The 22,463-nt window shown below is 62.4% G+C and carries 18 protein-coding genes; 5 read left to right on the top strand and 13 right to left on the bottom strand.

Annotated elements, in window-relative coordinates:
- The first annotated feature begins 7 nt into the window (after positions 1 to 7).
- Positions 8 to 685, top strand: coding sequence for a hypothetical protein (locus tag Q0887_RS03080; protein ID WP_299192240.1), 678 nt, complete (start codon positions 8 to 10; stop codon positions 683 to 685).
- Here Q0887_RS03080 and Q0887_RS03075 read toward each other — a convergent pair.
- The 3 genes from Q0887_RS03075 to Q0887_RS03065 all read right to left on the bottom strand — a co-directional run bounded on the left by Q0887_RS03075 (position 624) and on the right by Q0887_RS03065 (position 4,598).
- Positions 624 to 1,373, bottom strand: a complete 750-nt coding sequence (locus Q0887_RS03075) for a sulfite exporter TauE/SafE family protein (RefSeq protein ID WP_299192238.1) — start codon at positions 1,371 to 1,373, stop codon at positions 624 to 626. The two genes, Q0887_RS03080 and Q0887_RS03075, sit on opposite strands and share 62 nt — an antisense overlap.
- Positions 1,374 to 1,415: 42 nt before the next feature.
- Positions 1,416 to 4,178, bottom strand: a complete 2,763-nt coding sequence (gene secA, locus Q0887_RS03070; protein ID WP_299192236.1) for a preprotein translocase subunit SecA — start codon at positions 4,176 to 4,178, stop codon at positions 1,416 to 1,418.
- Positions 4,179 to 4,319: 141 nt separating this feature from the next.
- A complete protein-coding gene (locus tag Q0887_RS03065; protein ID WP_299192234.1) occupies positions 4,320 to 4,598 on the bottom strand; it encodes a hypothetical protein in 279 nt (92 codons plus the stop codon).
- A 120-nt stretch (positions 4,599 to 4,718) separates the two neighbouring features.
- Here Q0887_RS03065 and argJ point away from each other — a divergent pair, with 120 nt between their 5' ends.
- Positions 4,719 to 5,945 carry a bifunctional glutamate N-acetyltransferase/amino-acid acetyltransferase ArgJ gene (argJ, locus tag Q0887_RS03060; RefSeq protein WP_299192232.1) on the top strand — a complete coding sequence of 409 codons (1,227 nt, stop codon included), beginning with the start codon at positions 4,719 to 4,721 and terminating at the stop codon, positions 5,943 to 5,945.
- The gene (locus Q0887_RS03055; RefSeq protein WP_299192230.1) at positions 5,942 to 6,757 is read left to right on the top strand and encodes an inositol monophosphatase family protein; all 816 of its coding nucleotides are present in this window, start codon (positions 5,942 to 5,944) and stop codon (positions 6,755 to 6,757) included. Before argJ ends, Q0887_RS03055 begins: the two co-directional genes overlap by 4 nt.
- Positions 6,758 to 6,777: 20 nt before the next feature.
- Here the strand turns inward: Q0887_RS03055 and trxA are convergent, their stop codons facing one another.
- The 9 genes from trxA to Q0887_RS03010 form a co-directional block, all read right to left on the bottom strand.
- Positions 6,778 to 7,098 (bottom strand): thioredoxin, encoded by a 321-nt coding sequence (gene trxA / locus Q0887_RS03050; protein WP_299192229.1) that lies wholly within the window; start codon positions 7,096 to 7,098, stop codon positions 6,778 to 6,780.
- Between the two features lie 50 nt (positions 7,099 to 7,148).
- A complete protein-coding gene (gene addA / locus Q0887_RS03045; protein WP_299192227.1) occupies positions 7,149 to 10,658 on the bottom strand; it encodes a double-strand break repair helicase AddA in 3,510 nt (1,169 codons plus the stop codon).
- Positions 10,655 to 13,678 carry a PD-(D/E)XK nuclease family protein gene (locus Q0887_RS03040; protein ID WP_363317635.1) on the bottom strand — a complete coding sequence of 1,008 codons (3,024 nt, stop codon included), beginning with the start codon at positions 13,676 to 13,678 and terminating at the stop codon, positions 10,655 to 10,657. The genes addA and Q0887_RS03040 overlap by 4 nt, the downstream gene beginning before the upstream one ends.
- Positions 13,671 to 14,387 (bottom strand): nucleotidyltransferase family protein, encoded by a 717-nt coding sequence (locus tag Q0887_RS03035; RefSeq protein WP_299192223.1) that lies wholly within the window; start codon positions 14,385 to 14,387, stop codon positions 13,671 to 13,673. Before Q0887_RS03035 ends, Q0887_RS03040 begins: the two co-directional genes overlap by 8 nt.
- Positions 14,384 to 15,373, bottom strand: a complete 990-nt coding sequence (locus Q0887_RS03030) for a phosphotransferase (RefSeq protein ID WP_299192222.1) — start codon at positions 15,371 to 15,373, stop codon at positions 14,384 to 14,386. The genes Q0887_RS03035 and Q0887_RS03030 overlap by 4 nt, the downstream gene beginning before the upstream one ends.
- Positions 15,370 to 15,816, bottom strand: a complete 447-nt coding sequence (tsaE, locus tag Q0887_RS03025) for a tRNA (adenosine(37)-N6)-threonylcarbamoyltransferase complex ATPase subunit type 1 TsaE (protein ID WP_299195207.1) — start codon at positions 15,814 to 15,816, stop codon at positions 15,370 to 15,372. Before tsaE ends, Q0887_RS03030 begins: the two co-directional genes overlap by 4 nt.
- Positions 15,817 to 15,821: 5 nt before the next feature.
- Positions 15,822 to 18,164, bottom strand: a complete 2,343-nt coding sequence (locus tag Q0887_RS03020) for a PAS domain-containing sensor histidine kinase (protein ID WP_299192220.1) — start codon at positions 18,162 to 18,164, stop codon at positions 15,822 to 15,824.
- A gap of 105 nt (positions 18,165 to 18,269) precedes the next feature.
- A complete protein-coding gene (gene ahcY, locus Q0887_RS03015) occupies positions 18,270 to 19,688 on the bottom strand; it encodes an adenosylhomocysteinase (protein WP_299192218.1) in 1,419 nt (472 codons plus the stop codon).
- Positions 19,689 to 19,786: 98 nt separating this feature from the next.
- Positions 19,787 to 20,440: a hypothetical protein gene (locus tag Q0887_RS03010; RefSeq protein WP_299192216.1), complete on the bottom strand. Its 654-nt coding sequence runs from the start codon at positions 20,438 to 20,440 to the stop codon at positions 19,787 to 19,789.
- A 231-nt stretch (positions 20,441 to 20,671) separates the two neighbouring features.
- On the opposite strand from Q0887_RS03010, the gene Q0887_RS03005 reads away from it, so the two are divergent.
- A complete protein-coding gene (locus Q0887_RS03005; RefSeq protein WP_299192214.1) occupies positions 20,672 to 21,151 on the top strand; it encodes a peroxiredoxin in 480 nt (159 codons plus the stop codon).
- A 67-nt stretch (positions 21,152 to 21,218) separates the two neighbouring features.
- Here the strand turns inward: Q0887_RS03005 and folE are convergent, their stop codons facing one another.
- Positions 21,219 to 21,797 carry a GTP cyclohydrolase I FolE gene (gene folE, locus Q0887_RS03000; RefSeq protein ID WP_299195205.1) on the bottom strand — a complete coding sequence of 193 codons (579 nt, stop codon included), beginning with the start codon at positions 21,795 to 21,797 and terminating at the stop codon, positions 21,219 to 21,221.
- Positions 21,798 to 21,917: 120 nt separating this feature from the next.
- On the opposite strand from folE, the gene Q0887_RS02995 reads away from it, so the two are divergent.
- Positions 21,918 to 22,331, top strand: coding sequence for a metallopeptidase family protein (locus Q0887_RS02995; RefSeq protein ID WP_299192213.1), 414 nt, complete (start codon positions 21,918 to 21,920; stop codon positions 22,329 to 22,331).
- Positions 22,332 to 22,463: the final 132 nt, after the last annotated feature.

The raw sequence follows: 22,463 nt of genomic DNA, 5'->3' as shown, positions 1-22,463 counted from the left end.
GGGTTGAATGGCTAAAGACACATCCGTTCCGACGATTAGTGATCACAAGAGCATACGCTCTGACGAAGAACGCATTGGACGCTTGCGAGTAGATCACTACCTCGGCGACATATATACCGAGTGGTTCCTTGAATGCCGTGATATCCAAACCAAACTTGGAATCAGCGGAAATATAGGTGGATCTGTAGCCGTCCAGAAGTCTCTGGAAGCATTGGATAAAATCTCCGTCGAGAAGATCGATTCTTTGCTTGACGAGCTAGGAAAGGCGATCCGCACGCGGCGCAAGATCTGGTATCGGCTGCACGACTACGCGATTGAGCAGATTCCACTCAAGCTAGGCGATGCAACCTATCGAGCTGATGAAATGATGTGGCGGGGCAGTGAAGGACCGTCAGGCGTTGATGTGAATCGGGTGCCGAAGATTATTTCCGACTTAAGAAATCGAGTGGCACTTCATAAAGCCGGGTGGACTGCGCCAAAACCCGACCCATTTGAGGACCGTTACCCTATCACCTCAAAACTACTTCTGGCCTTATTTGCATTTGCGCTTGGTATTTTAGCCGGTCCAGCGACTGAGTTCCTTTTTCGTGAAAGCGATCTCGAGAACCCAAGCGTAGATTCGCCTAGCCCCCCACCAACAACCGCACCCCCACAACCAGCACCAGCACTGCGGTCAGCCATCTGATCCAGCGCAGGGGCAGGAACTTCACCGCCAGCAGGCTGCCGATCTGGCCGCCCAGCACCACTGCGATCAGCAGCGGGAGCGCTTCGTAGATGGCGCCGGTGAAAGTCGCAGCGCCGTTCTTGGCGAGTTGTCCGGCCAGGCCGAAGAGCGAGTTTACGAGGATGAAGAAGCTGGTGGTCGCTGCGATGGCGCGGGGGCCTGCCCAGCGGGTGAGGTGTAGAAGTGGGGCGAGGAAGATGCCTCCGCCGATCCCGACCACGCCGGCCAGAAAGCCCATCGGCACAGCCACAAGCGGCATATAGCGCGCGAGTGAGCCAGCCTCACCCTCCGTCTGGTCACCGACAGGGATCAGCATCGTCGCGGCGGTCAGCACCAGAGAGCCGCCCAAGAGAGCCATGAAGCTGCGCTCGTCGATCTGGAACAACCCGCCCAGAAACGCCGCCGGTGCAGCCAGCGCGGTGAGCAGCAGCGCGCCCTTCCACGGGGTCAGCCCTGCGCGGGCGAAGCGCAGGCTTGATCCGGCCACCACCACGATATTGCAGGCCAGCACCACCATCGGCAGCACCCGGTAATCGAGCCCCGACAGCGCCAGCAGCGCGGCATAGGTCGATCCCCCGCCAAAGCCGACGCTGGCATAGAGCAGCGCGGTGATGAAGAACCCGGCGGCAAGGAGCACGATCAACGGCATTGCGCGTAACTCCTCACCTTACGAGCGATATCAGGCCGACATTCAAGCAGTGGTGCGCGCGCCTGCGGCTCCGTGGCAATGCTTGTATTTGTTGCCCGAACCGCATGGGCACGGCGCGTTCCGGCTCACAGACATACCCGCATAGGGGTTCTCAGGATTGGCCCCGCCCGGACCGAAGGCCGCGCGCGGGCTGCCTGCAAGCGATCCGAACAGTTCGGGCCGCTCCGCCGATCCGTCGCCATCGGCCGAATTGTCGAGCCCGGTGAGCGGGTCGATATGGCCGGTGAGGAAGTCTGGCAGGTCGGGCAAGGCTTCGGGTGCGGGGTGAACTTCCTGCAACTCTCCAATGAACAAGACCTTGGTGACATCTTCACGCAGTGTTGCGAGCATCGTCTCGAACAGGCCGAATGCCTCCTGCTTGTACTCGTTGATCGGCTGCTTCTGCGCGATCCCGCGCATCCAGATAACCTGGCGCAAGGCATCCAACGTGGCGAGGTGCTCCTTCCAGTGGAAGTCGAGCAGTTTGAGCAATTCCTTTTTTTCAGCACCGTGCCAAAGCGCGAGGTCGTATTTGGCCACCTTGGCTTCCATCATTGCGTCGGTCTGGGCGCGAATGCGCTCTTCGAAGATTTCCTGATGGACCTCGTCCTCTTCCATCCAGTCGTCGATGGGAGGGGTGATGGCAAAGACGTCTTGCAGCTTCTCCTTCAGCCCCTCGATATCCCATTGTTCGGGATACGAACCGGGAGGGCAGCTGGCGGCGATGACCGACTGGATCGTGTCGTGGCGCATATCCACCACGACATCGTCGACCGTTTCACTGTCCATAATTTCGGAGCGCTGTTCGTAGATCACCTTGCGCTGGTCGTTCATCACATCGTCGTATTGGACGACCTGTTTGCGCGTGTCGTAATTGCGAGCCTCGACCTTTTTCTGCGCGGTTTCGATGGCTTTGGAGAGCCATTTGGACCCGATGGCCTCGCCGTCTTCGAGGTTGGAGTTCATCATCTTGGCAAAGAGCGTGTCGGGGCCGAAAATGCGCAGCAAATCGTCTTCGAGACACAGGTAGAAGCGCGAAAGGCCCGGATCGCCCTGACGGCCCGAGCGGCCGCGCAGCTGGTTGTCGATCCGGCGGCTTTCATGGCGCTCTGTGCCGAGGACGAACAGACCGCCCGCTTCGAGCACTTTCGCGCGTTCGGCGGCGACTTCTTCCCTGATTCGGGTGATCTCGGCGTCCTTGACGAGGCCGTCTTCCATTTCGGAGAGTTCATCCTCGATCCGGAATTCGACGTTACCGCCCAGCTGAATATCGGTCCCGCGGCCCGCCATGTTGGTGGCGATCGTGACCGCACCAAGACGGCCCGCCTGCGCGACAATGTGCGCCTCGCGCTCATGCTGGCGGGCGTTGAGGACTTCGTGCTTCACGCCCTCCTTGTCGAGGAACTGGCTGAGCAGCTCGGACTTTTCGATAGAGACGGTGCCGACCAGGATCGGCTGACCGATGGCCTGCTTTTCCGCGATCGACTTCGCAATCGCCTGAAACTTGTCGATCGTGTTCTTGTAGAACTCGTCTTCCTCGTCGATCCGCTGGACCGGAACGTTGGTCGGGATCTCGACAACATTGACCTTGTAGATGTCCCAAAACTCCGCCGCTTCGGTCGCCGCCGTGCCGGTCATGCCCGACAGTTTGGGATACATGCGGAAATAGTTCTGGAACGTGATCGAGGCCATGGTCTGGTTTTCCGGCTCAATCTTGGCGCCTTCCTTGGCCTCAACCGCCTGATGCAGACCGTTTGACCAGCGCCGCCCGTCCATCATCCGGCCGGTGAACTCGTCGATGATCACGACCTTGTTATCCTTGACGATATAATGATCGTCGCGGTGGAACATGTGAACCGCCTTCATCGCCTGGTCGAGGTGGTGGACGACCTGCGTGTTCTCGACATCATAGAGGTTGTCGGTTTCCAGCAGGCCCTTGTCTTCGAGCATCCTCTCGATCGCATCCAGCCCCTCTTCGTTGAACTGGATGTTCTTGGTCTTCTCGTCCTTCTCGTACCATTCCTCGGGCACTTCCTTGGCGACTTCATCCAGCTTCACATAGAGGTCGGACTTGTCCTCTGTCGGGCCGGAGATGATCAGCGGGGTTCGCGCTTCGTCGATCAGGATCGAGTCGACCTCATCAACAATCGCGAAGTTGAAGGGACGCTGCGCCATCTGGCGGCGGTCGTGCTTCATATTGTCGCGCAGATAGTCGAAGCCAAACTCGTTATTCGTGCCGTAGGTGATGTCGGCATTGTAGGCGTCGCGCTTCGAGAATTCGTCCATGTTCGGCACGATCACCCCGACGCTCAGGCCCAGCCATGTGTAGAGCTGGCCCATCCATTCGGCGTCGCGGCGGGCGAGGTAATCGTTGACCGTCACAACGTGGACGCCCTTGCCCTCAATCGCGTTGAGATAGACGGCGAGCGTCGCCATCAGGGTCTTGCCTTCACCCGTGCGCATTTCGGCAATCTCGCCACGCTGGAGCACGATCCCGCCGATCAGCTGCACGTCAAAGTGGCGCATGCCCAGCACCCGCATCGAAGCCTCGCGCACGGTGGCAAAGGCCTCTGGCAGAATGTCTTCCTGCGTCGATCCATTGTCGAGCTGCTCGCGAAATTTGCTCGTTTGCGCTTGCAGAGCTTCGTCGCTCAGCTGCTGGATCATCGGCTCAAGCGCGTTGATCTTGTCGACGACTTTGCCGAGCGATTTGACGTAGCGGTCGTTGGAGGAACCAAAGACGGATTTGACGAGCTTGTTGAACATAGGACGTTAGGGCCTTGAAAATGCGTTGAAATCGAGGCGGCGCATGCGCGCGGGGCCTGAAAAAATCACGGATATGTGTAGGGGGTGCCGCGCGGCTGATCGCTCACGCGTTGAAACGGAAAAATGCGATAGGTTGGCGCCCTATTCGAGCGCGCGGTCGCTTCCGACAATTACGCCAGGACGCAGCCAGCTGGGCAGCCACGACCATGTCCGCCGGCGCTCACGCGAAGTGCATTTCTTCGATCGCTCGTGGGCATGTTCTGAACAGGCGCTTGCCGCCCTTGCCGATGCCTCACCCGAAGAGGTGCTGGAACGCGCATCCTGCACCACCGATTGCACCGCGCAGGCCTGCGCTGGCGCGTGGAGCGCAGCGAGTCCGCTAAAGAGCGCAAACAGGGCAAGAAGATGACGCGGCATCATGATGCGCAGCTAGATAGTGCAATTGCGCGGCTTCGTCCACCGCGCAGGCCGCTTTTTGCAAGGCTGGCTAGCAAAGCAGCGTTTACTAGGCGCTGGCGCAATCCTAAGGCGGCTCTCACCATGGAACTCGAAACCTCCCCGCTGGCCCTGCCCTTTCCCGATATGCCTCAGATTTCCGGCGTGCATCAGCGCGTGTCGCGGGCGCGGTATAAAGACTGGGACCGCGCCGATCTGACCTATGTCGAACTCGACGAAGGCACCGCGCTTGCGGGCGTCTTTACCCAAAGCGCCTGCGCCTCCAGCGAGGTTGAGCTGGGCCGCGAGCAAGTGAAATCAGGCACGGCGCGCGCGCTGATCGTCAATGCGGGCAATTCCAACGCTTTCACCGGCTATCGCGGGCGCGAAGCGGTCGAACAGATCATGGATCAGGTGTCGCAGCATATCGGCTGCAGCCCGCGCGAAGTTCTGGTTTCCTCCACCGGCGTGATCGGGGTGCCCTTGCCCAAGGACAAAGCGCGCGAAGGCGTGGCGGCGGCGCTCACCGCCGAACATTGCAGCTGGCAGGACGCCGCCGAGGCAATCGCCACCACCGACACTTTCGCCAAGGGTGCGCACACCTCGGCGATGGTGGGTGACACGCGGGTTGAGTTGTGCGGGATCATCAAGGGTAGCGGCATGATCGCGCCCGATATGGCGACGATGCTGGGCTATATCTTCACCGATGCAGATGTGGCTCCGGCCTTCCTGCAAGACCTGCTCGCCAGCGCCAATTCGCAAAGTTTCAGCTGCATCACCGTCGATGGCGACACCTCGACCAGCGACACCGTTCTCGCCTTCGCGACCGGCAAGGCTGGACATGCGCGGATCGAAGGATGGGACTCGCCGGGAGCCGACGCATTCGCCGCTGCGCTCTCCGATATGTGCCGCCAGCTGGCTCAGTCGGTGGTCCGCGACGGCGAAGGGGCAAGCAAGTTTATCACAATTCGCGTCTCAGGCGCAGTGAGCGATGACAGCGCGCGCCGCGTCGGCCTGACCATTGCGAACTCGCCTTTGGTGAAGACCGCGATTGCGGGCGAAGACGCCAATTGGGGCCGCGTCGTCATGGCCGTGGGCAAGGCAGGCGAACCGGCGGACCGCGACAAGCTCTCCATCGCTTTCGGAGGCGTCTGGTCCGCGCGCGACGGCCTACCGGTCGATGACTATGACGAAGCGCCTGTTGCCGAACACCTCAAGGGGCAGGAGATCGACCTGGCCGTCGAACTCGGCATGGGCGAAGGCCGGGCGACGGTTTGGACCTGCGACCTCACCCACGGCTATATCTCGATCAACGCGGATTATCGTTCGTGAGCGAGCTATCGCCCTTGGACGCCGAAATCCGCGACCTTTTCCGCTTCGCTTCGCAGCGCTCGATCCTGCCGCGTTTCCGCGCGCTGGCCGATGACGAGATCGAGATGAAGGGCGAGGACGATCCGGTCACCGTGGTGGACCGCGAGGTCGAGAGCTTCCTTACCGAAGCGCTCTCCAAGCTCGCACCCGGCGTGGCTGTCGTTGGCGAGGAAGCGGTGGCCGCCGACGCATCGGTGCTCGAAAATCTGTCACAGCAATGCTGGATCATCGACCCGCTCGACGGCACCGCCAACTTCACCGAAGGCAAGCACCCGTTCGGCATCATCATCGCGCTCGCCGATGCCGGAAAGGCGGTTGCAGGCTGGCTCTACGATCCGAACAGCGACCGGCTCTGCCATGCGAGAGCGGGCGAAGGCGCGTTCGTGAATGGCGAGAAAATCACCGCGCGCACCACGGGAAAGGCACAGCCAGTCACCGCCGTTGCCAAGCAATTCCTGACCGAAGATCAGCGCGCAATGGTCGATGAAAAACTCGCGCCGCACTACACGCTGGTCGACATTCCGCGCTGCGCCGCCGAGCAATATCCGCGGCTCGCGCTGGGCGAGAACGACATCTCAAGCTTCAAGCGCACGCTCGCCTGGGATCACGCCGCAGGGGTGCTGTGGCTCAACGAAGCAGGCGGAAAAGCCGCGCGGCTCGACGGCAGCGAATACCGCGTCGACCAGCACGGCGAGAGCGGCGACTTCAAAGGCCTGCTCGGCGCATCAAGCCCGCAGCTGTGGGACGAATTTGTGGGGCGCCTGCAAGCCTAAGCCGCAAGCGCCCCACCTACTCAAATCTCGCCTTCAAGCCATTCTTTAAGCTGGCTTTTGGGGGCCGCGCCAACCTTGCGCGCGACCGCTTCGCCGTTCTTGAACAGCACCATCAGCGGGATCGATTGCACGCCCATATCGGCGGGCACGCCGGTGTTTTCCATGATGTCCATTTTGGCGATGGTGACAGCATCACCCAGCTCTTCGCTGATTTCTTCCAGCGCAGGGGCGATCATCTTGCACGGGCCGCACCAATCGGCCCAGAAATCGACCAGCACAGGCTTGTCGCTTTCCAGCACATCGGTTTTCCAGCTTTCATCGGTGACATTGACGGTGGCCATATCGGCTTCTCCTGAAGTTTCGTTGCCCCCAATCTAGGCGGCTTTGTGTCTCACTCAATATGTAGCGGCGTATAGGATTCCTGCGCCTGCCCCAAACGATCCTTGTGCGCGGCGAGAGTAACCTGTGGAATATCGATGAGGCGCGGCGCGTGGGTGTAGAGGATGGCGGCGCGGATAGTCTTACCGGGATAGATCGCGGCGAGCGCGGCGGCATAGGCGGCCATCTGGCGCAATGTCGAAGCGGGCACTTGGTCCAGCGTTTCGGGCGGGCGGCGTGTGGTCTTGAAATCGACCACCGTGACCGCATCGTCTGTTACAAGCAGGCGGTCTGCGGTGCCGGCAACCACCAGCCCGTCCACCGTCGCCGACAAGGGAACTTCGGCAAGCGCATCGGGCGAGAAGATCGCGGCGAATTCCGGCTCGCTCAGCACGGCGAGCGCGCTGTCGATCATCTCCGAGCGCGCGGAGGGATCAAGGTCGCCCGCCTGCCGCTCCAGCCAGCGGCTTGCTACCTGTTCCCGCTCGCCCAGCGCCACATCGGGCAATTGTTCGAGCAAGCGGTGGATCAAGACCCCGCGCGCCGCCGCATTCTGGGCCGCATCGCCAGTGCCGGTCGAAGCAAGCGGCGGGTCAGCCCCCAGCTCCTCACCAGCGCGGCTTGGTGCAAGCGGACGCGGCGGGCGCGGTTCGAGGCCAATCGGCGTGGTCGCCCAGGCGGGAAGTTCGCTCGCCTCCGCAGGCGCGCCCTCATCCTCGCTCGGCACCAAATCATCGGCGCGAACACCCCATTCGCGCCGCGCGCCCCAGATCGGGTCCTCGAGCGGCGGGGTGTCGAACACCGGCTCCAGCCGCGCATACCAGCTGTCCTCATGCGGCTCGCCCTTCTTCGCCTGCCTGGGCCCAAGCGATCCGCCGATAAACAGCGCCTCTTCCGCGCGGGTCATGGCGACATAAAGCAGCCGCCAATGTTCCTGCATCGCGGCGATGGAGGCTTTCTCTTCCGCCTTCTCGACCCGCCCGACGCGCTGGTCCTTGGACAGCGACGGCAGCGGCACTTTGCGCGCATTGTCCGCCTCTGCGCCCACCGGATCATCCTCCAGATCGAGCGCCCCCGCGTTGCCCGGTTCTCCGGTGGCATCGGCGAGGATGACGATGGGCGCTTGCAAGCCCTTCGAGCCGTGGACGGTCATCACCCGCACCTGACCCGTCGCCTCATCCGCATCGCGTTTCAGCTCGCCCTCGCCCGCATCGAACCACTCGATGAAACCGGCAAGGCTGGGCGTGTGCGCGCTTTGATAGGCGAAGGCGGCGTTGACCAGCTCGTCGATCGGATCATTGGCCTCGCTGCCCAGCCGCGCCACAAGCTTGCCCCGTGCCTGCCAGTCGCCGGTGAGCAGCCATGCAAGCATCGCCTGCGGAGTCTCGAAATCCGCCCGCGCGAGCAGGTCGCGTAGCTTTGCCACCGTCTCTGCCACAAATGCCGCATCGTGTTTGCGAAGGTGATCCCACAGGCGCTGCTTGTCACCGCGCGGGACATATTCGAGCAAATCGTCTTGCGACCACCCGATCAGCGGCGATGCGAGCAGATTGGCAAGGCTCAGGTCGTCAAGCGGCTGCGCGGCAAAGCGAAGCGCTGCCATCAGGTCTTTCACCGCCAGAGGCGCGCCGAGCCGCAGCCGGTCAATCCCCGCAACCGCAACGCCCTTCGCATGGAGCATTGCGACGATCTGCGAGGCCAGATCCTTGCGCTTGCGCACCAGCACCATGATGTCGCCCTCGCGTGCATGGCGGCGTTTGCCCTTTTCCAGCACGAAGGGCTCGTCGTCGCTCACCCAGCGGCGCACTTGATCAGCGATCTTGTCGGCCAGCAGAGTGTCATGCGCGGGCAGCCATTCGCGGTTCTCCTCGTCCTCTTCATCGAGGTCGGCCTCGGGCAAGACGGGGTTCCACAGGCTCACCAGACCGGCGCGGTCATCCCCCACATGCGGCTCGGGCGATTGGGCAAGCCCAAAGGCCTCATGCCCCAGCGCATCAATCGTGCGGTTGACGAAATCAAGCACGGGCAGCGCGGTGCGGAAGGACCGGCCCAGATCAAGATCAGCCCAGCCGGGCAGACGCCTGTTTTCGCGCAGCTCATGCGCATGGGCCTTGGCATCGTCGGTCCGCTGTTTGACGCGGCTCTTAGCGCGCTCGAAATTCTCCGGACTGGTGCCCTGAAAACCAAAGATCGCCTGCTTGTAATCGCCCACGGTGAAAATCGTGCGCAATGCATCCCCGCGCGCGCCCTCGCCGCTGAAAAAGTCGTCGATCAGTGCGAAGACGATGTCCCACTGGCTGGCATTGGTGTCCTGCGCCTCGTCGATCAGGATGTGGTCAAAATTGCGGTCGAGTTTGTAGCGTATCCAATCGGCGGACTGCGTGTTCTTGAGCAGAAACGCGGCCTTGCGGATCAGATCGTCGAAATCGAGCAGCCCCTCGCGCGCCTTGGCCTCGCTCCACCGCAGCGCAAAGGCGCGGCCCATTTCGAGCGACATTGTGAGAAAATCGGCCAGCGCCAGCAGCGCGCGGCGCTCGCCAACCATCGCGACCGCGTCGGCGACCAACTGCTGCCATTCGGGCAGACGCGGCTCGCTTTTGGTCGGATTGGCCATCTGGCGCGGATCGCCATCCTTTTTCAGCACGGTGTCGAAGAAGCCCTGCATCGCCTCGACCCGCTGCGGCACATCGAGCGGCAGCCAGCTTTCGATAAACGCCGCGGTCGCTGCGCCGGTCTTGGCGCTCCAATTCTGCATCAACGGCAGCATCTGGCGCAGTTGATCGTCGGGGAACAGGTCGGGGTGCAGACCCGCAACCGCCCAATCCGCATCGGCATCAGCGGGCATGTCGAGCAAGCGCAGCACCCGCTCGCGCATCGGCGGCGCCCACGCGCTGCGCCCTTCCCACATATCCGCAGCGCCCGCGCACCTCATCAACCAACCGCGCAGAGCATCGGGCTCTTTCGCCTTGGCAAATTCGCTCACCGCATCGGTGAAGGCGCTGTCGCCCGAAGTCTCCGCCTCGACCAGCATGTCCGAGAGTACATCGCGCGCCAACAGCTCGCGCTCGCGGTCCTCCATCGCCCGCGCTCCGGGGGTGATGTCGGCCTCTTCGGGGAAATTGGCGAGCAGCCACTGCGAGAAAGCGTGGATCGTGTCGATCCTGAGGCCCCCGCCCGGACAATCGAGCACGCTGGCAAACAAGGTGCGCGCGCGGGCCTGCGTTTCAAGGTCAAAATCCGCGCCGAGAAACTTCAGTTCCTTTGCCAATGTCCCCGCATCAAGCCGCACCCAGCGCGCCAGCACCGCGTTGATGCGATTGGCCATTTCCGCCGCGCCCGCTTTGGTGAAGGTCAGGCACAGCACTTGCGAAGGGCCGACACCCGGCGTCAGCAGCAACCGCAGAACCCGCGCGGACAGCACCTGCGTCTTGCCGGTGCCAGCAGAGGCGGACAGCCACACATTGTCGCGCGGATCGGCCGCTGCGAGCTGGTTGTCCTGAAGCGGGAAGACAGCGCCGCTCATGCGCCGTTCTCCATCTCAGGATCGCTCAACCGGACGATCCACTCCTCCAGCCGCATCAGCTGGTCGTAATCGGAATAGCCGGGGTAATCGGGGTTTTCCTTGGCGATGAAAGGCGCATCGCCGAGGATGTATTTAGCGATCGCGGTTTTCAGATGCTTTTCGTGCGCGGGCAGGAATTCTTCGGGCGTAAGTCCTGAACGTTTGCTGCCTATCTTCACCGGTTCTTCGACATAGCCGAATTTACCGTCTTTCTTGGCCAGCGACCAGTATTCGTAGTGCGCCGTTTCGCCACTTACATCGCCATCTGCAAACCCGCCGTCGCGCGCAATCAGGCCAAGCAGCCCCATTTGCAGCGCATAGCCCGCCTCAACCTGTGCCGCAGAGGGTGGTCCCCCGGTCTTATAGTCAACGATAGCGAGGCTACCATCGGCAAGGCGGTCGATCCGGTCGACCTTGCCAAAGACCCGAACCCCATCAAATTCCATCTCGCCCCACGCTTCGGCGACGCGCACTTCGCGGCCATTCTCCTTGGCTTCGTCAACCCGCGCTTCAAACCGGTCGAGCGCGGCGAGGATACGCGGTTGCCAAAGGCCGCGAAATAGGGCGTGAACCCTCGCATCCTTGAACTTCTGTTCTGCGAAAGGCCGGATTGGGAGCGAAGGGTCATTGCAGCGCGCCTTGTGCCATTCTTCAAGAATTTCATGCGCCAGCGTGCCGCGCAATGCCGGGTCGCCAAACGGGTCAGCGGCGAGAGGATCGAGCGTCTGAAGGCCTAGGATCTTCTGCGCATAGAACTGGTAAGGATCGCCCAACAACCGATCGAGCGCGGTGGCGCTGATATCGATCCTGCGCTGTGCAGCATTAGGTGCCGGCTCAGGGCGCGGATATTGCTCCGCCAGCTCGGGCGCGCGGTCGAGCGCGGGGAGCATGGCGGGGATGCGCGTTTCGCGGTGGTCGTCGGCCAATTCGCCAAGCAGCGCTTCGACCCGAAGGAGGAAGCGCGAGGGCAGTGTCGGCCCGTCCGTGTCGCGCTGCGCCCGGCTCAGCACCACTTCGGGAGCGCCCATCGCGCCGGCCAGATCATGCGCGGCTAGGCCGATACGGAACTCCGATCCCGGCACACCCAAAGCGCGCAAAATGCCCGGCGCCAGCAGTGCGTCGGCTCCGGGTGTCTGCGGCCAACTGCCTTCGTTGAGCCCGCCGCAAATCACCAGATCGGCGCGCGCCATCCGCGATTCGAGCAGGCCGTAAATCGCAATCCTCGGATGGCCGCCATAGGGCGGGCGCACCGTGACCTCCTCCATCGCATCGCGCAGAACAGGCGCGACGTCTTGGGCGGTAATCGCAGTGCCAAGCAGACGCGCATGGAGGCGCAAATCCTCGACCATCGCCGAGAGCGCGCGCCCGTCCTCACGCGCCCAGACCGCATCGCCTGCCAGCGCTTCGGCAGAAGTCGCAATCGCGTCAATCACGTCGGCGAGCGGAGTGCCCTCTGCAATGTGCAGAAGCGGCGAGAGCACAGCCTCGGCTTCCCCCCACCATTCGCTTTGGCCGGCATCCTTGGCGATGTCACGCAGAGGTTCCGGCCCGGGCGCAGGCGTTGGCCCGCGCAGTTTTCGGTCGAAGGCGCGCAGTGACCGCAGCCAGATCCGCCGCGCTTCCTCATCCCCGCGTTTGATCAGCGGGTGCGCCAGCGTGCCGATCAGTCCGGCAGGCGCAAGTCCGTGCGAGACGATTTCTGCCAGCAATCCGAACAGGCGGCCCGCAGGCGTTAGCGACAAGGGACGCCCGGCGGAATCGTCGGCATCAATGTTCCACCGGCCCAGATGCTGCGCCACCCGCCGCGCAAGGCTGCGATCGGCGGTGATGACCGCGACGCGCCTTTCCGGCTCGTCCAGCGCCTCGCGCACCAGCAGAGCAATCGCCTGCGCTTCTTCTTCCGAAGTCGCACTGGTCATCAGGCGGACGTCTGCAAGGCGGCGCTTGCTCTTGTCGAGATCGATCCACGATTTACTCGCCTGCGGAGGCAGGAACAGCGAGCTGATCGCGTGGCTGCGCGCTGGCTCTGCCGCCGTCATACCCTTGCGGTGCCATTGCCGGACTTCCTCGCGCGCGATGCCCATGCGCTGGAGCAGCAACTTGAGATGATATTGCGGGTGCGTCACGGCGTCTTTGGCCCCGAAGACCTCGCCGCCCGGCTCCGGCGTAGCGCCCGCGCGGCCCAGCTCGTCCCACGCCTCTTGCGAGAGCGAAAGGTCGAGATCGGGCAGGATAACCGCGCCATTGGGCAGGTCAGCCACCACCCGCAGCATCCGCGCCAGCGCAGGCGAAGCACTGGTCACACCAGCGGCGATGATCGGCGTATCAGGGGCCTGCGCGCGCCATTTCTTCGCCGCGCGCTCAAACAGCATGTTGCGCCGCGTCGCCGCATCGACCCTGCCCAGCTCGTCTAGCCGCGTCCGCCACCGCTGTTGCACCCGCGCAAACAGCCTCAGCGAGTTTTGCCAGTGGCCCGACAGATCGCCCAGCATGTCGAGCACGGCGGGACCAATCAGCTCTTCGGGAGCCTTCTCCTCGACCAACAAGCGGTCCATCGTGCGCGCTAGCTCGCGCGCCAAACGCAGGCGCGCGGCACCAGGCAGAGGCGCATCGCCCAGCTCCTCGCGCTCTTCACGCACCAGTTCTGCCAGTTCGAGCCACCGCTGGGTCGGCTCAATCGCAGGCGGAATGTCGTTCGCGCCCAGCGGATCGAACAAAGCGCCCAGCGTTTCGTCGAGGTCAAGATCACCGATTGTGACCATACGCGGCATCAGCATGCCCGCCGCGCCCGTCTCACCCTGATAGCGAATGAAGGCTTCGGAAAGCGTGCGCGCGGCGCGAGAGCTGGGCACCAGCAGTGTGAGCCGCGCAAGGCCGAACTTCGCTTCCGAATATCGCGGCACAACCCCCGCGACCAGCGCATCTGCGAAACCGCGGTGAGCGGCTATCGAGTAGATTTCAGGCGCGCTCTTATCACCCACGCTGGAGCGCATCTTCGGTCGGGCGGATCGCCTCGGGCGTGCCGACCTCGAACCATTGGCCGGTGAAGGAGAGGCCGAACAATCGCCCTTCCTCTATCGCGCGGTTCCACAGGATGTTGGTCGAGAATTTGCCCCCGGGCGCATCGCGCAGCAGCCGGTGCGACACCAGCTGGATGCCGGTATAGATAAAGGGCGCGACGCGGCCTGTGTGGCGGCGCGTCAAGCGGCCATGCTGATCCATGTGAAAGTCGCCCTGCCCCGAGAAATTCGCCGCGCGCGCATGGCCGACCACTAGCAGCAGCGCGTCCATCTCATCCGGATTCCACCGTGCGGAGAGATCGGCAAAGGCATTTCGCGGCCCGTCGAGCCAGATATTGTCGGCGTTGAGACAGAAGAACGGATCGGGCAGGTGCGCCTGCGCCTTGATCATCCCCCCGCCCGTTTCGAGCAGAGCGTCGCGCTCGTCCGAGATCATCACCTTGGGGTTTGGCCGTTCGAGCACATGCGCCTCAAGCGCGTCGGCGAGGTAATGGACATTGACCACCGCGCGCTCGACACCTGCATCGGCAAGCCGGTCCAGCGCATGATCGACCAGCGGTTTTCCCGCCACGCGAACCAGTGGCTTAGGCGTTGCGGCGGTGAGCGGGCGCATCCGCTTGCCCATACCTGCGGCCATGATCATCGCGGTGTCGCTAACAAGCTTGCTCATGCGATTGTCCCTCCGCCGCTTTTGCGCAGTTCGTCGGGGATGTTTGCCGCAAACCACTCCGCCACCGGAGCGAGCGCGGGGTGCGCCAAATCGCGTTCCATCGCTGCCCAGACGCGCGGGATCATGGAGAGGTAACGCGGCTTGCCATCGCGCATGTAGAGCCGCGTGAAGATGCCGACGATCTTGGCGTTTCGCTGCGCTCCCAATCGCGCGTAATCGGCAAGGAATTCGTCGTCACTGCCCGCTTTCTGGGCATAGCGGGCGAGCATTGCAGCTTCGAGTTCTTCGGAGACATCGCGCCGCGCATCCTGAAGCAGCGAAACCAGATCATAGGCGCGGTGGCCCACCAGCGCGTCCTGAAAGTCAATAAGGCCCTGCGGCGCGCCAGCAAGAGGATCGCCGAGCAGCATGATGTTCTCCGCATGATAATCGCGCAGCACCGTCACGCCCGGCCCCTGCCGCTCAATCATCGGGGCAAGCGCCTGTTCCCAAGCCGCTGCATAGCCAGCCTCATCAACCTCGAGCGACTGCGCAGGCGCGTACCACTCGGTTAGCAAAGCGGCCTCGCGGCGATAGGTGGCCATGTCGTAGGGGGCGAAGGGCCCAGCGGGTTTCTGGTGCAATGCAACCAGTGCATCGATGGCGGTTTCGTATGCTGCGGTTTCGCTTTGCGGCGCGGCATCGACCCATTCGCGCATCCGGTCATTGCCGAAATCTTCGGTCAGCACCCAGCCTTGCGCGGCGTCCTCGGCAAAGATCGCGGGCGCGCGCATGCCATTATCGGACAGCCAATGCGCAACGTGAAGGAAGGGCTGCGGGTCTTCCTCCGGCGGCGGCGCATGCATCAGCATCGCGGTGTCGCCATTGTCGCGGCGCAATCTGAAATAACGGCGGAAAGACGCGTCACCCGGAATCGGTTCGATGGCCGCATCGCCCCAACCGGCACCAGTTACAAAGCTCTGAAGGCCCTCGGGCAAGTCACTCATGGCATCCGCCCTAGCCAATCCGCCGCGCCCTTCACAGTCGCAATTCTGCCTTTTCCCGCAGTTTCCAGCGTGATCGAAAGACACGCCGGCTCATGCGCGAAGCCGCCAGCATTTTGCGGCCATTCGGCGATCAGCGCCGCGCCTTCGCGGTAGTCGTCGAGGCCTATCTCTTCGACCTCTTTTGGCCGCTCAAGCCGGTAGAAATCGGCGTGCACCACCGGCAGGCTCAGCGGCGGAGCGTCGTAGCTCTCGATGATGGTGAAGGTCGGCGATGGCACTTCGTGGGGATAGCCGAGCGCGGCGATGATCGCGCGGGCTAACGTCGTCTTGCCTGCCCCCAGCCCGCCTTCAAGCGCGATCACATCGCCTGCGCGCAGCTGACCCGCAATGGCCGCTCCGAAGGCTTCCATTGCCGCAAGGTCGGGCAATTCTCGCCGCGCCATTTCGCTCACGGCAAGGTGATCGCCGCGACTGTGCCCACACCCTTTTCGCTGGCCATTTCCAGCGTGCCGCCATGCGCTTCGACCAATTGACGGGCGAGCCTGATACCGAGGCCGCTTGCTTCGGCTTCGCCGCTTGCATCGAGCGTCCCTTGCGCGCGCGCCAGCTCATCGTCGGTCATGCCATCGCCATTGTCGGTGATGACGATCATCGCGGACCATTCATCACCATCGGCAGGCTTGGGGATTTCGATCACGATCTTGCCGTCTTCGGGCGTGCCGGTGATCGCATTGTCGAGCAGATTGCCCACTGCGCGGCCCAATTGGCGCGGATCGGCCTCAACCTTGCGCCCACGCCTGCCTTTAAGGTCGAGCGCCAAACCTGCGCCGATAATCGCCTGCTCGCGGTCGCGCACAATCGCGGTGAGGAAAGGCAGCAGGTCGATCTCTTCCTTGTCGATCGGCAGCAATCCGGCCTCGCTTTGCGACAGGTCGAGCACGTTTTCGACCTGTTCGGTCAGCCGCGAAACCGATGCGAGGATAGCGTCGACATATTCCTCCGCCTGCCCTTCGATTTCGCCCGCCGCGCCGCTTTTAAGCAGCTCGGCAAAGCCGCCAATCGAGGTGAGCGGCGTGCGAAATTCGTAGGACATATTGGCGAGGAAGCGCGCCTTGACCGCGTCCGCCTCTTCCAGTGCAACGGCCCGTTCGCGCAGGGCTTTCTCGGCCTTTTGCGAGTCGGTGATGTCGAGCACGGTGAACAGCCCGTTGCCATCAGGCAGCGGCACACCTGCAAAGCGCAAGGTGCGTCCGTCAGAAAGCACCGCCTGCCCCTCTTTCTCGCGCCGGTCGAGCGTCGCCGCGCGCACCACCGCGCCGATCTGTTCGGCATCCGAGGACTTGGCGAGGTTCGCGCCAATCGCGGCCAGCAGCCCCTCGGCGCTAGGATGGGTGTCGAGGAAATCGCTCGCCAGCCCCCATGTTCCGGCAAAGCTGCGATTCCATAGCTGGACCGAGCCATCCGGCGCGAAGATCGCCAGCGCTTCGAACAGGCTGTCGAGCGTCGCGGTGCGAGTGCGCAGCAGAGTGTCGCGCGTGGCCGACAGCGCGAGCTGCTCGGTGCGGTCCTCAGCGATCATCACCAACCCGCCATCGGGCATGGGCTGCGCAACGATCCGCAGATGTGTGCCTCCCGAAAGCGGCCAGTTTTCTTCCTGCGTTTCCGCGCTGTCGAACCAGGCTGCCACTTCGCGCCGCCATTCGGGGAAATCGCGCACTTCGGGCGTGCTGCCATGTTCGCGTGCATCGACCAGGAACCGGTCGAAGGTGATCCGGTCCTCGACCACATCATTGGTAAGGCCAAACTGGCGGCGGAAAGGCCGGTTGGCAAAGACCAGCTCTTCTTCGGAACTGAATTGCGCAACGCCGATGGAAAGCTGGTCAAGCATCGCGCGCTGGGCATCGCGGAAGGCGCGAAATTCGCGCGTGACCTGCTGCTGCTCCTCGATATCGATGGCGTAACCCGCAACACCGTCCGCCCCCAAGGGCAAGTCGGTTACACGCAGCGAGCGGCGTTCGCCGTCGATTGTTACGGCGTCGATGCGCTGGCTCTCCTGCTGGCTCTCCAACGCCTCGCGCGCAATATCAGCCGGGGATTTGCCGCCGTCGGGTTCAAGCAGCTCGATCTGCTCGGCAATCACCTTTTCAAGGCTCGTCGCCCCTACCGCTTGCACGTAGGCCTGATTGACGAGGCGGATCTGCATATTCTCATCGCGGAACCACATCGGCATCGGCGCGGCCTCGATCAGGCCGATCAGCGCGGTAAAGTCAGATTCGGCGCGGTCGGCGGTCTTGCGCAGCCGCACCAGCTCGTCCTCGCTGGTGGTAAAATCGAACACCCAGACAATCGCGGCCCCGCCGGGAGAGACTTGCGGATCCGCCAGAGCACCCTGCAACGCGAGGCTGCGCTGTGAACCGGGCGGTGTGATCGCCATCTGGAACGGCGCTGCGCTCTTTTGCGTCAGACGCACTTTTTCCGAAAGTTCATCGACCTGAAACTGGGTAAGGCCCGCCCCGTTCTCGCCCGCCAGCTCGCTCAGATAAGTAGGCATCGCCTCCAGCCCGAGCCAGCGCGCAAGCCGCTCGGGAGCTTCGATCCGGCCATCCACGCGCACCAGCAAGGGGATCGCGGGCGCGACGTCGAGCATCGTCTGCATCCGCTTGAGCGAGGTTTGCAGCGCCTTGGTCCGGCGGGTCTTCGCATTGGACCGGATAATCATCACCGCAGCCGCAATCGTCCACGCCGCCAGCAGCAGCGCGATTCCGGTCAGGGCAAGCGGCGAAAGTTCCATTCCATCCAGCTATTGCGCGCGGGCGCGCCTTGCAATGGTCCAGAAAGACAAAGCCCCCGCATTCTCGTTAGAGTGCGGGGGCTTTGCGGTAAGATTTGACGCTGATTAGTAGCGGTAGTGATCCGGCTTGAACGGGCCATTGGCCGGCACGCCGATATAGTCCGCCTGCTTCTGACTCAGCTTGCTCAGCTCGACACCCAGTTTTTCAAGGTGCAGTGCGGCGACCTTTTCATCGAGGTGCTTGGGCAGAACATAGACGTCGTTCTCGTATTCGTCCGACTTCGTGAACAGCTCGATCTGGGCCAGCGTCTGGTTGGTGAAGCTGGCGCTCATCACAAAGCTGGGGTGGCCGGTGGCGCAGCCTAGGTTCACGAGGCGGCCCTTGGCAAGGATCAGCAGCGACTTGCCGTCGGGCATGGTCACCATGTCGGTGCCTTCCTTGATTTCCTTCCAATCGTAATTGTCGAGGGAGGAAATCTGGATCTCGCTGTCGAAGTGGCCGATATTGCAGACGATGGCCATGTTCTTCATCAGCTTCATGTGCTCGCCGGTGATGACGTCTTCATTGCCGGTCGCGGTCACGAAGATGTCAGCGCGCTTGGCGCCTTCTTCCATCGTGACGACTTCGTAGCCGTCCATCGCCGCCTGAAGCGCGCAGATCGGGTCGATTTCGGTCACCATCACGCGGGCGCCGCCATCGCGCAGCGACGCTGCCGAGCCTTTGCCGACATCGCCGTAACCGGCAACGCAGGCGACCTTGCCAGCGAGCATGACGTCGGTCGCACGGCGGATCGCATCGACCAGCGATTCCTTACAACCATAGAGGTTGTCGAACTTAGACTTGGTCACGCTGTCATTCACATTGATCGCGGGGAAAGGCAGCTTGCCCTGCTTGGCGATCTGGTAAAGGCGCATCACGCCCGTGGTCGTCTCTTCCGAAACGCCCTTGATGTTCTGGACCGTCTTGGTGAGGTAGCCGGGCTTTTCTGCAACATAGGCTTTCAGAGCCTTTTGCATTTCGATTTCTTCGGCGTTCTGCGGAGCAGGCATTTCTTCGCCCGCCTCGAGCCGCGCACCCCAAAGCGCAAACATCGTCGCATCGCCGCCATCATCGAGGATGATGTTGGAGGTGAGATCAGGATCGGCATCGGTCGACCAGTCGAAAATGCGTCCGACATAGTTCCAGTAATCGGCCAGCGTTTCGCCCTTGATAGCGAACACCGGAATGCCCTGATCCGCGATGGCTGCGGCAGCGTGATCCTGGGTCGAGAAGATGTTGCAGGTCGCCCAGCGCACTTCGGCGCCAAGAGCAACCAGCGTCTCGATCAGGACAGCGGTCTGGATCGTCATGTGGAGCGAGCCGGTGATGCGCGCGCCTTTGAGTGGCTGCGAGGCACCATATTCGTCACGCAGAGCCATCAGGCCCGGCATTTCGGTTTCGGCAATAGCGATTTCGTCGCGGCCATACTGAGCCAGCGCGATGTCTTTGATGATGTATTCGTGGGTCAGGGCTGCGGTCGCCATGAGTGTCTCCATTGGGGATTGATTAGCTACCGCGCCCCCTAGCGAGTCCACCGCTGACAAGCAAATATAAAGTTTTCTTTATATCTCTATATGAGCCCTCACCCGCGCTGCCAGAGCGGCAATTGCATCGCATCGTGCAATTCTGAATCGACTTGCGAGGGTGTTTCTGGGCTGAGCTCATAGGGGATTTGCGCCCGGTGCTTTGTGGCTTCGTGGCGCGGCGCCGGGCTTTCGATTGGCGCCTGAACCCGAGAACCCGCCTGCCGGTATGGCGCACCTTGCGCCGATCCATTGTCGAGCAGCCGGTCCGCCATGCGCGAGAGGTTCGCACCGTCCTGACTCATCGCCAGTTGCAGCGTCGCTTCTTTCAGATCCGAACAACCCAAAGTCGGATGACCGTCGCCATAGCGATTGGCAATCCTTACTCCGATCCGGTCAAGCGCGCGGTGGCTGCCATCTTCGCCATGGGTCGCGACCAGACCTCGGGCGAGCGTGTCATGCGCCTCGGCAAGATTGGCCTGATGCGCGCGGGCGAACATGTCGTACTCGCTGCGGAAATCGAAGGCGCTGGTGCGGCATCGCAAAGACGTCACCATCAGCATGATGTTGAGGCTGCGAATGGCCTCTGCATTGGCAGAAATCGGGCTGGTATAGTCGGCCGCGACCATCTCAGTCTGGGCCATCGCAGCATTGGTCTGGACAAGCGCTGCACCTGCCATAATTCCTCCAGCAATCATGCTATGAATGCGCATCTTTCGGTCTCCCCTAATGCTGCTGCCCCCGCTCAAACGCCAACGCTTCGGGATCAGTGCATCAGGAAGCTATGCCTGCATTGTTTACTGCTTCTTCAATCTGGAGAGTAAAGCGCTCTTAACCGCGTTCATACCTAGCCACGCCTTAGGCCCGCCTTTGCCATTGTGACGCGCGGCAGAGCGCCTATATCGTGGTCTCAACCGATAAAATGCGACCAATGGAGCAATGCGATGACAATTTCAGTAGGCGACAAACTTCCCGATGTGACCATGGTCAAGGCAACCGCTGAAGGCCCCGAACAGGTGCAGGCCAGCGACTATTTCGCCGGCAAGAAGGTGGCGCTGTTCTCCGTACCCGGGGCATTCACCCCGACCTGCTCGGCCAAGCATCTGCCGGGCTTTGTCGAGAAGGCAGAAGAACTCAAAGCCAAGGGCGTTGACGAGATTGTCGGCACGGCTGTCAACGACGCCTTTGTTATGGGCGCATGGAATTCAGCTGCTGGCTCGGACGACATCACCATGCTCGCCGATGGCAATGGCGACTTTGCCGAAGCGGTTGGCCTGACGATGGACGGTTCCGGCTTCGGCTTGGGCAAGCGCGGACAGCGTTTCTCGATGGTCGTGAATGACGGCGTGGTTGAACAGCTCAACGTCGAAGAGCCGGGCGACTTCAAAGTTTCGAGCGCAGAGCATATGCTCGGCCAGCTCTAGGCTGCATCTACCCCACCAATGAAAAGGGCGCCCCGATCGAGGCGCCCTTTTTCGTTTGGCAATACAATCAATACCCCATCAGGCTCAGCACTTCCTTGCGGCTGCGCGGGTCTTCGAGGAAGCAACCCATCATGCGGCTGGTGAGCATCTCGACCTCGTGCACTTTCACCCCGCGGCCCGTCATGCAGCCATGCTCAGCCTCGATCACCACAGCGACGCCGCGCGGTTCGAGGTGCGTCCAGATACACTCGGCGACTTCGGCGGTCAGGCGTTCCTGCACCTGCAAGCGATTGGCAAAACCATGGAGCACGCGCGCGAGCTTTGAGATGCCGACGACCTTCTGATCGGGCAGGTAGGCGATATGCGCCTTGCCGGTGATCGGCGCCATGTGGTGTTCGCAATGCGAATGGAACGGGATGCCTTTGAGCAGCACGATCTCGTCATAGCCGCCGACTTCCTCAAAGATGCGCTCCAGATGCACCGCCGGGTCGCTCTGATTGCCCTGACAATATTCAAGCCATGCGCGTCCCACGCGCTTGGGCGTGTCGAGCAGACCCTCGCGGGTGGGATCATCGCCTGCCCAGCGGATGAGGGTGCGCACGGCTTCTTGCACATCTTCGGGAACTTCTGGCTTGCTCAAGGGTATCTCCGCATCTTTCTTTGAGCGACGCTCTGCACGTTTCGGGCCGATTTGTCACAATCTTTCCGGCGCATGCAGGCCGCCGGATTGCACGCGCGCCGGGCTTCCCCATATGAATATGTGACAATGATGACCGATCCCACCGCCCTTTATGATGGCCCGAGCGCGGCCGAGTTCGAAACCTGCGCACGCGATGCTCTGACGCGAATGCCCGATGAGTTCCGCGAAAAGATGACGCGCATCGTGCTGAGCATTACGGAATTCGCCACCGCCGAGCAGCTCGAAGCGGTCGAGATCTCAAACCGGTGGGAGCTTTCCGGCCTATATGAAGGCACCCCACTGACCGAACAATCGGTGTGGGAGCCAACTCGGATGCCTCCGGTCATCAGCCTGTTCCGCCAACCACTGCTGCGCGAGATGGCAGAGACGGGCGTCGGGTTCGCAGAACTTGTGCGCCACGTCGTGATCCACGAGGCAGGCCACCACTTCGGTCTTTCCGACGAAGACATGCACGCGCTGGAGGATATGGTCGGGGACTAGCAGACTTTGCGATCCTAGCGCTGATCCGACGCCGCCGGCGTCGCAAGGGCGACCGCCCGCCGGCCGGTCAGGCCGCCCCTCGGAGGCATTCGCGCAGCGATTTGCCGCGAGAGCAAACAAATACCCAGAACC

Origin of the sequence: uncultured Erythrobacter sp., assembly GCF_947492365.1 — a bacterium.
In the GTDB taxonomy this organism is placed as follows: Bacteria; Pseudomonadota; Alphaproteobacteria; order Sphingomonadales; family Sphingomonadaceae; genus Erythrobacter.
This window is presented reverse-complemented; position numbering and strand designations above follow the sequence as displayed.